Annotated in this window: 12 protein-coding genes; 2 read left to right on the top strand and 10 right to left on the bottom strand. The window is 64.2% G+C overall.

Translation table 11 applies throughout. From position 1 onward, the window contains the following. Positions 1 to 16: 16 nt before the first annotated feature. From FMZ75_RS00260 to FMZ75_RS00275, 4 genes are all read right to left on the bottom strand, one after another. Positions 17 to 1,642, bottom strand: coding sequence for a hypothetical protein (locus tag FMZ75_RS00260; RefSeq protein WP_142861885.1), 1,626 nt, complete (start codon positions 1,640 to 1,642; stop codon positions 17 to 19). Positions 1,643 to 1,651: 9 nt separating this feature from the next. Next, positions 1,652 to 2,638: a hypothetical protein gene (locus FMZ75_RS00265; protein ID WP_142861886.1), complete on the bottom strand. Its 987-nt coding sequence runs from the start codon at positions 2,636 to 2,638 to the stop codon at positions 1,652 to 1,654. 65 nt (positions 2,639 to 2,703) lie between these two features. After that, a complete protein-coding gene (locus tag FMZ75_RS00270) occupies positions 2,704 to 3,369 on the bottom strand; it encodes a hypothetical protein (protein WP_142861887.1) in 666 nt (221 codons plus the stop codon). Positions 3,370 to 3,471: 102 nt separating this feature from the next. Continuing rightward, positions 3,472 to 4,875, bottom strand: coding sequence for a cation diffusion facilitator family transporter (locus tag FMZ75_RS00275; protein WP_142861888.1), 1,404 nt, complete (start codon positions 4,873 to 4,875; stop codon positions 3,472 to 3,474). 189 nt (positions 4,876 to 5,064) lie between these two features. Here FMZ75_RS00275 and FMZ75_RS00280 point away from each other — a divergent pair, with 189 nt between their 5' ends. Continuing rightward, a complete protein-coding gene (locus FMZ75_RS00280) occupies positions 5,065 to 5,643 on the top strand; it encodes a TlpA disulfide reductase family protein (RefSeq protein ID WP_246659726.1) in 579 nt (192 codons plus the stop codon). A 3-nt stretch (positions 5,644 to 5,646) separates the two neighbouring features. Here the strand turns inward: FMZ75_RS00280 and FMZ75_RS00285 are convergent, their stop codons facing one another. Both FMZ75_RS00285 and FMZ75_RS00290 read right to left on the bottom strand, forming a co-directional pair. Then, on the bottom strand, positions 5,647 to 6,225 hold the full coding sequence (locus FMZ75_RS00285; RefSeq protein ID WP_166140884.1) for a cob(I)yrinic acid a,c-diamide adenosyltransferase: 579 nt from the start codon (positions 6,223 to 6,225) through the stop codon (positions 5,647 to 5,649). Positions 6,226 to 6,236: 11 nt separating this feature from the next. Beyond that, complete coding sequence (locus FMZ75_RS00290) at positions 6,237 to 6,428, bottom strand: twin transmembrane helix small protein (protein ID WP_185966405.1); 192 nt, start codon at positions 6,426 to 6,428, stop codon at positions 6,237 to 6,239. 370 nt (positions 6,429 to 6,798) lie between these two features. Here FMZ75_RS00290 and FMZ75_RS00295 point away from each other — a divergent pair, with 370 nt between their 5' ends. Beyond that, on the top strand, positions 6,799 to 8,463 hold the full coding sequence (locus FMZ75_RS00295) for a hypothetical protein (RefSeq protein ID WP_166140885.1): 1,665 nt from the start codon (positions 6,799 to 6,801) through the stop codon (positions 8,461 to 8,463). Positions 8,464 to 8,536: 73 nt separating this feature from the next. Here FMZ75_RS00295 and FMZ75_RS00300 read toward each other — a convergent pair whose 3' ends face one another. Genes FMZ75_RS00300 through FMZ75_RS00315 form a run of 4 tightly spaced genes read right to left on the bottom strand, consistent with a single transcriptional unit; the run spans position 8,537 to position 12,575 of the window. Then, the gene (locus tag FMZ75_RS00300) at positions 8,537 to 8,971 is read right to left on the bottom strand and encodes a GtrA family protein (protein ID WP_166140886.1); all 435 of its coding nucleotides are present in this window, start codon (positions 8,969 to 8,971) and stop codon (positions 8,537 to 8,539) included. A 9-nt stretch (positions 8,972 to 8,980) separates the two neighbouring features. Continuing rightward, positions 8,981 to 9,730, bottom strand: coding sequence for an SDR family NAD(P)-dependent oxidoreductase (locus tag FMZ75_RS00305; protein WP_166140887.1), 750 nt, complete (start codon positions 9,728 to 9,730; stop codon positions 8,981 to 8,983). After that, complete coding sequence (locus FMZ75_RS00310; protein WP_166140888.1) at positions 9,727 to 11,058, bottom strand: FAD-binding oxidoreductase; 1,332 nt, start codon at positions 11,056 to 11,058, stop codon at positions 9,727 to 9,729. The genes FMZ75_RS00305 and FMZ75_RS00310 overlap by 4 nt, the downstream gene beginning before the upstream one ends. A gap of 17 nt (positions 11,059 to 11,075) precedes the next feature. After that, positions 11,076 to 12,575 (bottom strand): UbiA family prenyltransferase, encoded by a 1,500-nt coding sequence (locus tag FMZ75_RS00315; protein WP_142861893.1) that lies wholly within the window; start codon positions 12,573 to 12,575, stop codon positions 11,076 to 11,078. Positions 12,576 to 13,065: the final 490 nt, after the last annotated feature.

Here is a 13,065-nt window from a genome sequence, read left to right on the forward strand (position 1 = left end):
AGCGCCTGCCTACTCGTCAGGTCGGATCGACCGTGCCCATGCCGATCATGCGCAGAGCGGTGAGGCTCGGCACGAAGAAATATTCGCCGCCGCGCGTCTCCACGAATTGCGGCAGACCTTCGGCGATATAAGGCGGCTTGCCCGACGCGGGGTCGGACGGCACCACGAATTTCGCCTTGGGCCCATTGCGATCGCGGGCATAATCGTCCGGCGTGTCGGCGCCTTGCGAATGATTGCCGACGATCGGGCAGGTGTCATTGCCCGCGCGCGCGTCGACGCCATAGTGAATCCATTGCTGCTGCACGAATTCGAACTGGCGGGCGAGGCTCGAGCAGACGACCAGCATGACGATGCCATGCTCGTCCGCATCCGTCGTGTCGGGGCCGGAGGAGCCATAGGGCAGGCCGCGACGCAGGATGCGGCGGCGATTGTTGAGCACGGAGCCTGCCGCCTGCTTGGGCTGGCCGGCCGCGACCCAAGGGTCGAGCGCGTCGCGCGTGTTGACGCGGCGCGTATGCGAGGTCATCGGGCAGGCGCCGCCGTCGGGGTCGTCGCGATAGGTGAAGTCGACGAGCTCGCGCTCGCGCTCCGGCGAGCCTTCCGGATATTTCTCGTTGAACGCCTGCCAGGCGGCGAAATCCTTCGCCTTGATCAGCGGCACGCCGTCGGACCAGCGGCCCGCCATTTTGGCGACCAGGGTCTCGCGCGCCACCTCTACTGTGAGGCCGCGGACGGCGGCGAATTTCTCGGCCTGATCGTCGATGAATTTGCGCCAGGAGGCGACGTTCTCGTGCAATTTGCGATAGGCGAGGAAAGTGCCGTTGCGGCTGAAGGAGAGCGGCATGGCGGCGCCCGGAATCTCCTGCGCTTCGTCGGGATAGCCGAGCAGGAATTCGCCGGCGGCCAAAGCCCGCCAAACGCCATTGCCGTCGACCGCGCCTTGGCCGACCGCCGCCGCCTGTTCCTTGTCCGCCGGATATTGTCCCTCGAACACAGGATCGCTGATTCCGTCGGAAAAGCCGAAATGCTCTTTGGGCGTCGGCCGTCCCTGCGCGTCGAAGAGAGCGGTGAGGTCCTGATAGAGCGGCTGGTGCGGATAGTCCGGCGGATTATGGCCGCCGAGCACGCTCACCTGATTTTCCGCGGCGAGGGCGACGATCGACTCCGTCGCCGCGTCGAGATCGGCGGCGCTCGCCGTATAGCGCTGGTTGAGCACGATGAGAATGTGGACGGCGGTCTCCGGCGAGGCCGGCTGCCAGACCTTGTCCCATTTGTCCTGCCAATTTCTGCCGGAGAAATCATCGCCCAACATGCGCGCGCGCTTGGCCATGCCGTCGATGAACTCGTCCGGCAGGCCGCGCAGCGTGCGCGTCGGCACGCCGAGCATGAGCAGGCCGTAGAAGGTGAAGGCGATATTGACCGTGATCGCCGGCGGCTCCACCGCGCCGCCCGATCCCTTGCTGTCCAGCGCCGAGGTGACGCGCGGCAGCAGCTGCGTCACGAAATGGCGGCCATTGGCGGCGCGATCGGCCGCGTCGCCGCCGATGTTCAGCAATATGGTGCGGCCTTTGAAATAGCCCTGCTTGGGATAGGCTTCGAGAATATTGCCCTGAATATCCGCGAGGTCGAGAACGACTGACATTTTCCGCCCCTAGATTCCGATGGCCCCGGCCTTTTGCGTCGGTTCTGCGACGTCGTCCGGCTTGTTGGCGTCGATGAAAGATTTGAACGAGTCGTAGAGGCTCTGCGCCGAGGCTTCGTCCGAGCCCGCCGCGTCGAACTGGCGATCGATGGCGAAGCGCGTGAATTCGCGACGCAGATAGAGCGCCTTGAGAACCTCCGGCAGAGTGGAGTTCGGCGCCGCTGGAAAGGGCTTCTTGCCGAAGTCCAGAACGTAGAAATAGATGGAGGCTCCAGCGGCCGCGACGCCGGCGACGAGCGCGATCAGCGCGCCGAGGAAACCCTGCAGGAAAGCGGGCAGCAGCCAGAAATAGACGAGCGCCGCGACGGCCGCCAAAATGCCCAGCCCGACGAGGCCGAGCTTTTGTAGCGACAGATTCGGCAGCTGGTCCGCCGGCACGCCGTCGAGCCAGTAATCGTGGAACGGCATCGTCGTCTCGATCTGGCAGTCGGCGATATATTTGGCGAAGCTCGCGGCGTCGGTGACGCGCGCCTCGAAGCCGAGGCAATATTTGAATATCTCCTTCAGCTCCGCTTCCGAGCGAATCCACAGATCGCGAAGATAGGCGTCGCGCTCGGAATCCGCGCCGCTCGCCGCGTCGAAATCAGCGGAGAAGAAGAGGAAGGGACAGGAGAGGCGATCTTGCGGCTGCGCGATCACCGGATTGAGCATATCCTTGTATTTCTGGTCGATGGACAGCGCCGGAGCGGCGGCGACCAGCAGCGTGTTGGGTTGCTCGCGGCCATTATAGGCGACATCGTCGATGACGACGAAACGGGCGAAATGATTGCGCGAGCTGCGCGCGAACGGGCTGCGCTCTCCGCGCGGCAGCAGCGACAGCCGCTTGCGCAGCGCATGAGCGGGAGAAGCCGAGCCGCCGCTCTCCTCGAAGATCGGCGCGGTGCTGATCGGAATGAGGGTCGTAAGGAAATAGGCTCCGCTGTCGAAGGTCGGCATGGCGTCCTCTTTCGGAAAAATTCTCGATCGTCGCGAGGGAGTTCTTGATCGTCGAACGAAATGGATCAGCGGGCGGCCAGCGCGAGAGCGCCGGCGTTGGCCAGATAATCCGCGCGGTCTCTTTCCGCATTCTCGGTGTCGTTGCTGGCGACCGGCGCATAGCCCTCATAGCCGAGGTCGTTCTGCACGGAGACGAGGTGGCGCACATAGAGCGCGCGGAACTGCTCGGGCGTCGAAGAGGCGTGGGCTTGCGCGAGCGCGAGCAGCGCGCGCCGCACGCGCAGCGCCGCCTTCACATCGGGCTGCGCGGCGCCGGGAACGGAATTGTAGTAATAATTCGTGTCGATCTGATTGGCGCGAATATAATTCTTGAACGGCGTGATCGGCACGGAATGCGGATATTTCGTGCTCGTGTACCACAGAAGATCGAGGCCGTTGGGCAGGCCGTCGGCGAAAGCGTCGATATATTGATCCCAGGTGCCGTTGAAATTGCTGCAGAACAGCAGATAGTCATTGGCGAGATTTTGCTTGCCCTGGCCGAGATCGGGCCATTGGTCGCGCTTGACGATGGCCCAGCGCGCGAAATGAATGAAGGAGAGGCCGAGCAAACCGCCGAGGGAGGTGGGAATCGATCGGGAAATCATGAAGCTGAAACGATTGAACCATGTCCGCCAGGGTTTCATCGGCGTAATGACGTTCATTCCATAGGCTTTGCCCGTGACATTCGACATGATCGCGGCCTCGAAAAAATATTCGATTATTTCCGGCTACGGATAGCCGCATTTTTTCCAAAAGACAATATGCGAAGCGCGGCGCAAATCGCTCCGGCGCGCTCAAGAATGGTCGTTTATTTCCGCATGTCCCGCAATTCGCAGGATGTTCGGAAATTCGCCGCGCATGGCGCGCTCCACTTCGTCGACGGCCGCGTGCGTGGCGTCGACGGAGAGCTGCGGATCGACGCAGCAATGATAATTGACGACCAGCCCCTCCGCCGTCTCGCGCGCGCGGACATCGTGGACGTCGCTGACTTTTCCGCCGCGCGCGGCATGACGCGCGAGGGCGTCGGCGATCGCGCGCTGCGTCTGCGGCTCGGCATCCTGGCCGGCGAGCAATTGCGGCTCCGAAGGCTCGATATGCGTTTCGATTTCGATCGATTCGCCGAATTCCTCGCGAATCGCCTGCTCGAGATCGCAGGCGATCTGATGCGCGCGCCCATGCGACATGCCGCCGTCGAGCTCCATATCCAGCGTGATGGAGAGGCGCTCGCCCACCGTTTGCGCGATGATGTGATGCACCTGAATGCGGCGGCGCGCGGCGACGAGCAGAATGCGCTCGATTACGGTCTCGTCGTCGAGCGCGATCGGACGTGTGGCGAGCGCGATCTGCGCGCCGGGAATGGCGCGCAGAATCGCGGAATTGGCGTCCTCCTTTATGCGCGCCGCGCGCTCCAGAGGCAGCGTGCGCGCGACGCCGATGACCGCCTCGCCCATCACTTTCGGTCCAGCGGTGCGCAGGCGCAGGCTCTCCACCGCTATGACGCCGGGCGTGGCGCGCAGAATTTCCTGAATTTGCGGCACCAGCTCCTGCGGCGCGGCGTCGAGCAGCGTCGCCACCGTGCGGCGGCCGAGCCTGTAGCCGGCGATAGCGATGAAGGCGGCGACCCCGATTGCGGCCAGCGCATCGCCCTGGGCGAAGCCGGCGCGCGTCGCGGCGAGGCCGAGAATGACCAGAGCCGAGGAGACGAGATCGCTCGCAAAATGCAGGGCGTCGGCGGCGAGCGCGTCGCTCTGCGTCTCTTCGGCCACGGCGCGAAGGCCCCGGGCGCGCACGAAATCGACGACGATAGAGAAGAAGAGCACGGCGAAGATCGGCCAGCCGGCGTCGATCTCGACTTCCGGCTCGCCGAGCCGGCGCGCCGCCTGGCCGGCGACGACCAGCGCGAGGCCGAAGAGCAGCCCGGTCTCGATCAGCGCGGCGAGCGATTCGACCTTGCCATGGCCATAATGGTGCCGCTCGTCCGCCGGCTTCTCGGCCTGGCGCACGGCGACATAGGTGAGCACTGTGGCGGCGACGTCGGCGGCCGAATGGCCGGCCTCCGAAATCAGCGCCAGCGAGCCCGAGGCGAGGCCGGCCACGAGCTTGGCGAGCGTCAGCGCGGCGCTGGCGGCGATCGAGGCTTTTGCGGCCGCGGCCTTGCGGGCGGCCGGGTCGGTGGCTGTATGGGTCGTGTCGGACATGGGGGCGGATCGGTTGGTCGGCGCGCCGCCGCGCCGCTGATCCCAGACTTAACAACACAGTGCGACGGGCGCAAATCGATGGTCGGCGGCCCTTTTCCGCGTCGTGGCCGCCGCGCCGTCTCGGGCTCGCATCTCTTTGTGATTTCCGCTATGTGGTGGAAAAGAGCGGCAGAAACAGGAGTGTCAGACATGCGCGCGAGGATGAGACGGGCGCTGTTCGCCGCCGTCGCCTGCGCCACGGCGCAAGTCGGTTGGCCGCAAGTCGGCTGGTCGCAAGTCGGCTGGTCGCAGGCCACCGCGCCGCAAATCGCAACCGGCGAGGCCGCCTCGGGGCAGGCGGTCTCGAAGCCGGAGATCGCGCCTTTCGGGCGCGGCTCTTTCGACGCCATCCGCAAGGCCCATGCCGGCCGGCCGCTCATCGTGCATTTCTGGTCGGTGACCTGCTCCATCTGCGTCGCCGAGCTGGCCGATTGGGCGAAGCTCGCCCGGGAGACGTCGGGCGTGGATTTCGTCTTCGTCAATGCCGATCCGGAGAGCGACCGCCATCGCGCCTTGTCCCGCATGGAGAAGGCGGGGCTGCGGCAGGCCGCCAATTTCGCTTTCGCCGATCGTTTCGTCGAGCGGCTCTATTTCGAGGTGGATCAGGCCTGGGCGGGCGAATTGCCCTTCACCGCGCTGGTCGCCGCCAATGGCCGACTGGTCACCGAGATCGGCGCGCTTTCCGATCTGAAGCTCGCGAGCTGGCTCGCGGACAAGGCCGAGCGCTGAGCTTCAGCGCGTCGCGCCCGGCGTCCACAGCACATCGCCCGCATCCTTATTGGCGTAGCGCGCGGCGACGAAGAGGAAATCGGAGAGGCGGTTGACATAGCGCAGCGCCGTCTCGCCGACGGATTCGTCCGGGGCGTTGGCGAGCGCCACCATTATCCGCTCGGCGCGGCGGCTCACCGTGCGGGCGAGGTGGAGATGCGCGGCCGCCGCCGTTCCGCCCGGCAGCACGAAAGATTTGATCGGCGCGAGCGGGGCGTTCAGCGCGTCGATCTCGCGCTCCAGCCGATCGACCTGCGATTGCACGATGGCGAGGCTGTGCTCGGGCAAAGTCTCGCCGGGCGCGACCGGCGTCGCCAACTCGGCGCCGAGATCGAAGAGGTCGTTCTGGATGCGCGCCAGCATGGCGTCGAGGGCCGCATCTTCGCCCGTGGCGAGGCGGGCGAGGCCGACGGCGGCGTTGGTCTCGTCCACGGCGCCATAGGCCTCGACGCGCAGATCGTCCTTGCGGCGGCGCTGGCCGCCGATGAGCGAGGTGGCGCCGGCGTCGCCGCCGCGTGTGTAGATTTTGTCGAGGCGGACCATCGGCGGCTCCTCTAATGACGGAAGGCGAGGATCGCCAGGATCAGCAGCAGCGCGCAAAATTGCAAGCCCACGCGCCAGCGCATCAGCTTTTGCGAGAGATTGCCGTCGCCCCCGCGCAGCACATTGCCGAGGCCGAGCAGCACGACGATCGCGACGGCGGCGACCGCGCCCATGACGGCGATATTGGACCAGCTGGACATCATGGGGCCCGCGCCCTCCCGGATGCGCTCTGTTGCGCTTTCATGACTAATGGAGCGCAGGGCGATGAGCAAGCGGGGAACGGCGCCCCTCGACGACGCCGCAGCCGCTCGCACTCCGGCTCCTCGACCGGCTCGCCCGGGCCTGCCGAGGAGCCGCGCGCCGCGTTTTGGCTCCCGCTTTTCGGCTCACGGGTAATAGTCCGCATTTCGGCGGAGCGGCCATCCGCGCGACATTGATCGGCCCAAAGAGCGAAGCTGATTTCTCCGCTGCGCTCCGAGCGCAATTCGTCTCTTCGGAATGGGCGAAGAGGACCATAATCCTTATTCGACGGGCCGGTTCATCGTCCGGCAATTCTTCAATTTGGAGAATGAGATGCTCGCGTCTTTTTACGAACGCCATTTCAGGGGGGAAGCCTATCTGATCGCTTTCGTGGCGGTCGTCGGATTGCTCCATCCTCTCTTGTATTGGTCCGTATTCTCCGGCGATGCGGAAATTCACCTCGTCTATGCGCGCAATCTCTTGCGCGGCCATCCGCTGGAATTCAATCTGGATCAGCCCAACAGCGGCGAAACCTCCATGGGGTTCATGCTGATCGACGCTCTGGCCATGTGGGTCGTCGGCGCCGCCATGACTCCGCTCGCCGTGAAAATCATTTGCCTCGCGGGCCTCTATGCGACTGCCGGCGTCACCTTTCTCGTCGCCGGGCGAATTGGTCTGCGCCGCCCCTGGCGCGAGCTCGCGGCGCTCCTCACTCTGTGGCTGCCGGGCAGCGTCTACAATGGCATGAGCGGCACCGAGAATGCGGTGTTCGCGGCCTTCGCCTGCGCCTATTTTTATCTCACGCTCCTATTTCGCTGGTACGATGAGAGACAGGGGCCGACGCTCCGCCAGGACGGGATCGCGGGCCTGCTCGCCGGCGCGCTCTTCTGGCTGCGCCCGGAAGCGCTTCCGCTGCTGCTCATTCTCGTGACCGTGCGGCTCGCGGGAGCCCATTGGTTCGGGAGGCGCATGGTTCGGGAGCTCGCCCAGCTCGGCGTTCTCCTCGGCGTCTTCGGCGCCGCCATCCTCGCCTATATCGCGATCTTCGTGCATTTCTCGCATGAATTGCCCTATGGCGCCGGACAGGCGCGCCGGCTGATGTCGTCGCATCTGGAAAGCGCCTGGATCGGCAAAGTCCCGGTCAACATCAAAGTCCTGGTTCGGATCGCCGCCTATTTCAGCATTGTCGTCCCCGCGCTCGCGGTCGTCGGATGGGCGCTGTTTCGCAATTCGTCCGACCGGAGCGAGCGCCTGACGATCATAGCGCTGGCCGCGGCCTTCTTCGGGTTTCTCGCCGCCTATCTGTTCAATGTGCTGCCGTCGTTTCATTTCGCGCGCTACACGATCTTCATATGGCCGTTCGGAATGCTCGCGGCGGCGCTCGGATTGCAGGCCGTCGCGCAGTCGCATTGGCCGCGGCGCGGGCTCGCCATGGGCATGATCGCGACATCGAGCCTCGGCTTTGTCGGAGTCGCCATCTATGAGCTCGGCTTGCGGCGCGACGTCTCGCGCAATTCCGATAGCCTCTATTCGGTCCAGGCGGCGCCCGAGCGGCGCGAAGCCAATTCTGCCAAGCTCGCGCAGTCGCTCGGGCTCGCGGTCGGAGCGCGGGCGACGCTCGGCCTGCAGGAAGTGGATACACGTTATGAGCTGACGGATAATTTCGAAGTTCGCTCTCTCGACGGCATCACCGATTCTCGCCTGCTCCGCTATCTTTGCGACGGCTGGGTCGATCATGACGGCTATGTGATCGATACGAAGATCGATTATCTGCTGGAATTCCCGAGCCTCGACCGCGCTCGATCCGTCTGGTCGATCGCCGATCTCGCGGAGCTCGCGGTGGGGGAGTCGGTGGCGCGCCCGGGCGTCACCTACACGAAGATCCGGCCGAGGATCGTGAAAGTTCAGCGAACCGTCGATCGCTCCTCCTCGCGTCCCGGCGACGCGTGCTCAATCAGCCGGACGACCGAGCTGACCTCGAATCAGGGGACACAATGAGGTTTGCTCGCGCATTCGCTCCGCGTGCTTTTCCTGCGCGCGGAGCATGGTGCGCTCAGCGGAGACTGCTGCCTCAGGCCGCTCTGAAGGTCAGGAGCCTATGCCCGAAATAGCTCGACAACGTCGGGACGCCGATCGCGACGCCGTGTCCGATCGGCTCGGCCAGCGCGCCGGCGAAATGGAGCGCGGGAAACACATAATAGACGAGCGTCATCGAGACCGCCCACACCTGGGCGACACCCGCCAGATTGACGAGAACGAAAAGCTTCACCTGCCGCTCCAGCGGCTGAGGCGAGGCCGGGAAGACGAAACGACGAAACAGCGTAAAGGCGACGACCATGCCGATCATATAGGCGATGGCGACCGCGAGCGGAAAGCTCACGATCCGCTCCAGCGCAAAGCGCGAAAGCCAATTCGCCAGAGCGGCGCAGCCGCCGAGCGCGATAAAGCAGGCGAATTGCCGCGCGTTCGCATCGGCTCTCATGTCGCTGTCGCTTTGCGTCGTCATGGACGAACCTCAAATATCGAGCCTGTTGAAAACTGGGGCTGGAAGATGCCGAATCGCCAGCATGATCCAGCGCCAGAAGGCCGGCGCATAGACGGTGGGGCCGCCTCTCTCCGCCGCTCGCGCGATGACCCGCGCGATCGTGTCGGGATCGGCCCATAGCAAGCCCTTCTTCGCGACGCCAGCCGTCATGGGCGTATCGACGAAGCCGGGCTTGACGACGACCGCGCGCGCTCCGACAGGCGCGAGCTTGTGCGCTATCCCCTCGACGAGCCGCGCGAGTCCGCCCTTGCTGGCGCCGTAGACGAAATTCGATCGGCGCCCGCGGTCCCCGGCGACCGAGCCGATGACGAGAAGAACGCCGGAGCGCTGCCGCTCCAAAATGGCGCTGGCCGCGAGGCACCAGGCGGTGGCGCTGCAAAAATTCGTCTGCATCAGCTCGGCCGCCGCAGCTGGCTCCGTCTCCAAGCGCTTCGGCTCGCCGAGCAGACCGTAGGCGAGCAGCATGACGTCGAGACCGCCGAGGGCTTTCAGCATGGCGGCGAGTTCCGCGCTCGCATCGGCCGTCGCGCAATCGAGGACCAGCGGATGCGCCTGCGCTGCGCCTAAAAGTCTCAAATGATCCGCTATCGCGTCGAGCCGAGATTTTTCGCGGCCGACGAGAATGAAGCGCGCTCCTTCGCGCGCCCAGATCCGCGCCGTCGCTTCGGCGATCGCAGAGGCGGCGCCCAGAATTACGATACGCTTGCCCGCTCGAGTCACGAGCTCACCCTTCGCCAGAAATCCGAGCTCATGGCGGGATCCCTGTGAACGACGAATTCCCGCCATCGGGGAAACGAATGTCGGAACATTTTTCCCGTCATCCGACCATCCTTGGCCGGGTAGAGCGCGCCGCGCGCCTCTTCGACGATCGCGTCGAGCCGCGACATCAGGCGCAATGTTTCCATTCCGCGATTGGGGAAATCGAGCGCCAGCGTCACGCCCGCCCGCGGGAAGGACAGAAGGCCCGGCGACGCCAGCTCGCCGAAAGTCTTGAGAACGGCGAGGAAGGAGGCCTGGCCCGAACGCGTGATCTCGTCGAGCAGGATAGCGATGGCCTCGCGGGCCTCGCTTCTCGGAATGACGCATTGATATTGGAACATTCCACGCCGTCCATAGAGCCTGTTCCAGCCGCGGAGCGCGTCGAGCGGGTAGAAATAGCTCGCATAATGCTGTCGCCTCAGTCCTCTGCGGGCGCGATTCGTCCTGTAGTAGAGTTCGTTGAAGCCGGCGATGGCGAGCCGATCGAGAAGGAAGACCGGCGCATCGCATGGAATGCTTTTCCAAGTGCGATCGTCATGGGCGTCCAGCGCATCGTCGGCGCGCCAATTCGCACGGGAGAAGAGGCCGCGACCGAATTTCGTCCCGCGAGACACGCAATCGATCCAGGCGACCGTGTGTTCGAAATTTTCGGCGCTCTGCTCGGCGAGCGCCCAGAATTCGGAGAGGCTGCGATAGGGAATGGTTTCCACATCGAGATAAGCGCTCGCGATCCGCTCGAGCCGGAGCTCGGCCCATTCGATGATCCCGGTCAAGCCCAGGCCGCCGATCGTCGCCGCGAACAGGTCAGGCTCGGCAGTCGGCGAGAGGATGCGCCGACTGCCGTCGCTGCGCAATAGCCCGATCGATTCGATGTGTCGTCCGAATGATCCGGCCGCATGGTGATTCTTGCCATGCACGTCATTGGCGACCGCGCCGCCCAATGTGACGAACCGCGTTCCCGGCGTCGTCGGCAGGAACCAGCCACGCGGCGCCGAGAAGGCCAGAATCTGCGAGAGCGATGCGCCGGCTTCGGCGCAGAGCGTTCCGGTTCTGTCATCGAAGGCGATCAATCGATCGAGGCCGCGCATGTCGATCAGCGCCCCGTCCGAATTGAGGCATGAATCTCCATAAGACCGACGCAGGCCCGACGCCAGACGGCTGCTCGCTTCGGCGTCGCCGATCAGACTGTTCAGCTCGTCGCGGAACCGCGGACGCGCCACATGCTGCGAATGATTCGACGTGCGCCCCCAGGACCGCACGCCATCGCGCCTCGCGAAATCAGAGGACATGGAATTGCTTCCCTTTGTCACCAGATCGCGGCGACGAAAATTGCGCCCATCGCAGCCGCATAGAGCAGGCTCACGCGATCCTTCAATGCGAACGCCACCGGATCGTCGTCGAGCTCGCCCCTGTGACACAGCAGCCAAACGCGCGCGAGCCACAGGAAGATGACGACCGCAAAGCCCCAGAGGAAATCCGGATGCTTGTAGAAGCCCTTGGGAAAGGCGTCTTCGACGAGGTAGATGACCATGACGAGGATCGTCGCCATCATGGCGCCGATTCCCGTCGCCAGCACGAAAGGCGCATCGCCGGCGTGATAGCCGCGGCCCGGCGTGCGCTCCTGCCCATGCGCCGCCATTCGCGTGATTTCCGTTTGCCGTTTGGCCAGGGACAGCGAAAGAAAGATGAACATCGAAAACACGAACAGCCATGGCGAGAAGGCCACATCGGCGACGACGACTCCGAGAGCGAGGCGCATGGTGAACAAGCAGGCGAGCAAAAAGACGTCGATGATCGGCTCGCGCTTCAAGCGGAACGAATAGGATAGGCTGACGACGAGATAGATCGCGAGCAGGATGACCGACGCCTGGCCGGCGATCCACGCCAGTCCGAACGCCGCTGCGCCGCAGGCCGCGATAAGTCCGATGCTCCAGACGATCGGCAGCTCTCCGCTGGCGAGCGGACGATTTTTCTTCGACCAATGCCGCCTGTCGTCGGCCAGATCGCAAAGATCGTTGAGCAGATAGGCGCCCGATGCGAGCAGGCCGAAGGCTAGGAATGCCTCGAATGCGAAGATCCAAGCGCCGATGTCGAGGGCTTTACCGCCGAGTATGAGCGGAATGAAGACCAGCGCGTTCTTCGCCCATTGGTGCAGTCGCAGACCGCGCCGGATTCCCTTCAGGCCGAGCGCGCGCCTCGGGAAGGAGGCCACGATCTCCGTCACCTCGCGCGCCTTCTCGACGATGCGCGGCGAAGCTCCCGCGAACACCGCCGCCGAAGCATGTCGCCAGACATGGATGTCCGGAAAGGAATCGCCAGCGTAGACGAAGCCGTTCGGGTAGAGCTGCGTCAATGCATCGGCTTTCGCGCGTCCTCTCATATTGATCCGCCCGTCGGAAGAGACGACTTTGCAAATGAAGGGAAAACGCCTCGCGACCTTTTCGGCGATCGCATGATCGGCGGCTGTCGCCAGCACGATCGGTCGCCCAAATCGCGCTTCACGCTCCGCGAAGGTTCGAAGCGCGGGATTGCAAGGAAAGCCGGCGACATCGTCATCGGTGACGATCGCCGCCAATTTCTCTTTGACGACGGCGCGCCCCTTCAATGTCCAAGCCGGAACCCGCCACGCCTGCCACCACTTTCGCTTGATGAGCAGCAGCAGCGCCTCGTGAAGCGTGTCGGTGGTGACGAGAGTGCCGTCGAGATCGATGACCAGGGGAACGCTGAGATCATGACGCAGGGCGGGAATGTCGAGGCTGTCCATTTCGATGGCCGCGCCCGCCGCAACTGCCGATGCTTGCGCCATTTCGTCTCTCCTGCACGAAATCGGACATGAAATTCATCGAAACCGTTCACGATCCAATCTGCGCCGGCGTCTCGAAACGCCTCCGACGCCGGCGCCGCGCATTCGATCTCATCCGCCGGCCGAGGCCGTGATCGCCTCCGCCTGCGTGCGCCGAACGCCGCGTCGCCACGAATTAATAAGCGATTTCGCGATTGCGCCCACCGAGTAATTTTCCTAACGAGCGCTTAACGCCGATGTGCAGTATCTTCTTCAATGAAGACGATGAGCAGAGCCCCTATCATTCCGCTGAGCTTTATCGATAGCATATATTTCCCACAATTATTCGTTTCGCTTCGAGGATACGGAGTTGCGACAATCACATCTGCTGATCATCGCTCTCGCTTTGATCGCGAAGCCGCCTCGCGCGTAAGGGAAACATCGCTGGAGTTCGACATCGATCGCGCTCCGACACTCTCTGCGCGAACCGCGGCCGGTCGAAATCGATGAAGCG

It is taken from the genome of Methylosinus sp. RM1 (assembly GCF_011378635.1).
GTDB lineage: Bacteria > Pseudomonadota > Alphaproteobacteria > Rhizobiales > Beijerinckiaceae > Methylosinus > Methylosinus sporium.

Bases quoted from the DNA above. Each gene is read 5' to 3' on its own strand.
- FMZ75_RS00315 (WP_142861893.1), bottom strand. From the start codon at position 12,575: ATGGCGCAAGCATCGGCAGTTGCGGCGGGCGCGGCCATCGAAATGGAC.
- FMZ75_RS00270 (WP_142861887.1), bottom strand. From the start codon at position 3,369: ATGTCGAATGTCACGGGCAAAGCCTATGGAATGAACGTCATTACGCCG.
- FMZ75_RS00310 (WP_166140888.1), bottom strand. From the start codon at position 11,058: ATGTCCTCTGATTTCGCGAGGCGCGATGGCGTGCGGTCCTGGGGGCGC.
- FMZ75_RS00265 (WP_142861886.1), bottom strand. From the start codon at position 2,638: ATGCCGACCTTCGACAGCGGAGCCTATTTCCTTACGACCCTCATTCCG.
- FMZ75_RS00290 (WP_185966405.1), bottom strand. From the start codon at position 6,428: ATGATGTCCAGCTGGTCCAATATCGCCGTCATGGGCGCGGTCGCCGCC.
- FMZ75_RS00285 (WP_166140884.1), bottom strand. From the start codon at position 6,225: ATGGTCCGCCTCGACAAAATCTACACACGCGGCGGCGACGCCGGCGCC.
- FMZ75_RS00260 (WP_142861885.1), bottom strand. From the start codon at position 1,642: ATGTCAGTCGTTCTCGACCTCGCGGATATTCAGGGCAATATTCTCGAA.
- FMZ75_RS00280 (WP_246659726.1), top strand. From the start codon at position 5,065: ATGCGCGCGAGGATGAGACGGGCGCTGTTCGCCGCCGTCGCCTGCGCC.
- FMZ75_RS00275 (WP_142861888.1), bottom strand. From the start codon at position 4,875: ATGTCCGACACGACCCATACAGCCACCGACCCGGCCGCCCGCAAGGCC.
- FMZ75_RS00300 (WP_166140886.1), bottom strand. From the start codon at position 8,971: ATGACGACGCAAAGCGACAGCGACATGAGAGCCGATGCGAACGCGCGG.
- FMZ75_RS00295 (WP_166140885.1), top strand. From the start codon at position 6,799: ATGCTCGCGTCTTTTTACGAACGCCATTTCAGGGGGGAAGCCTATCTG.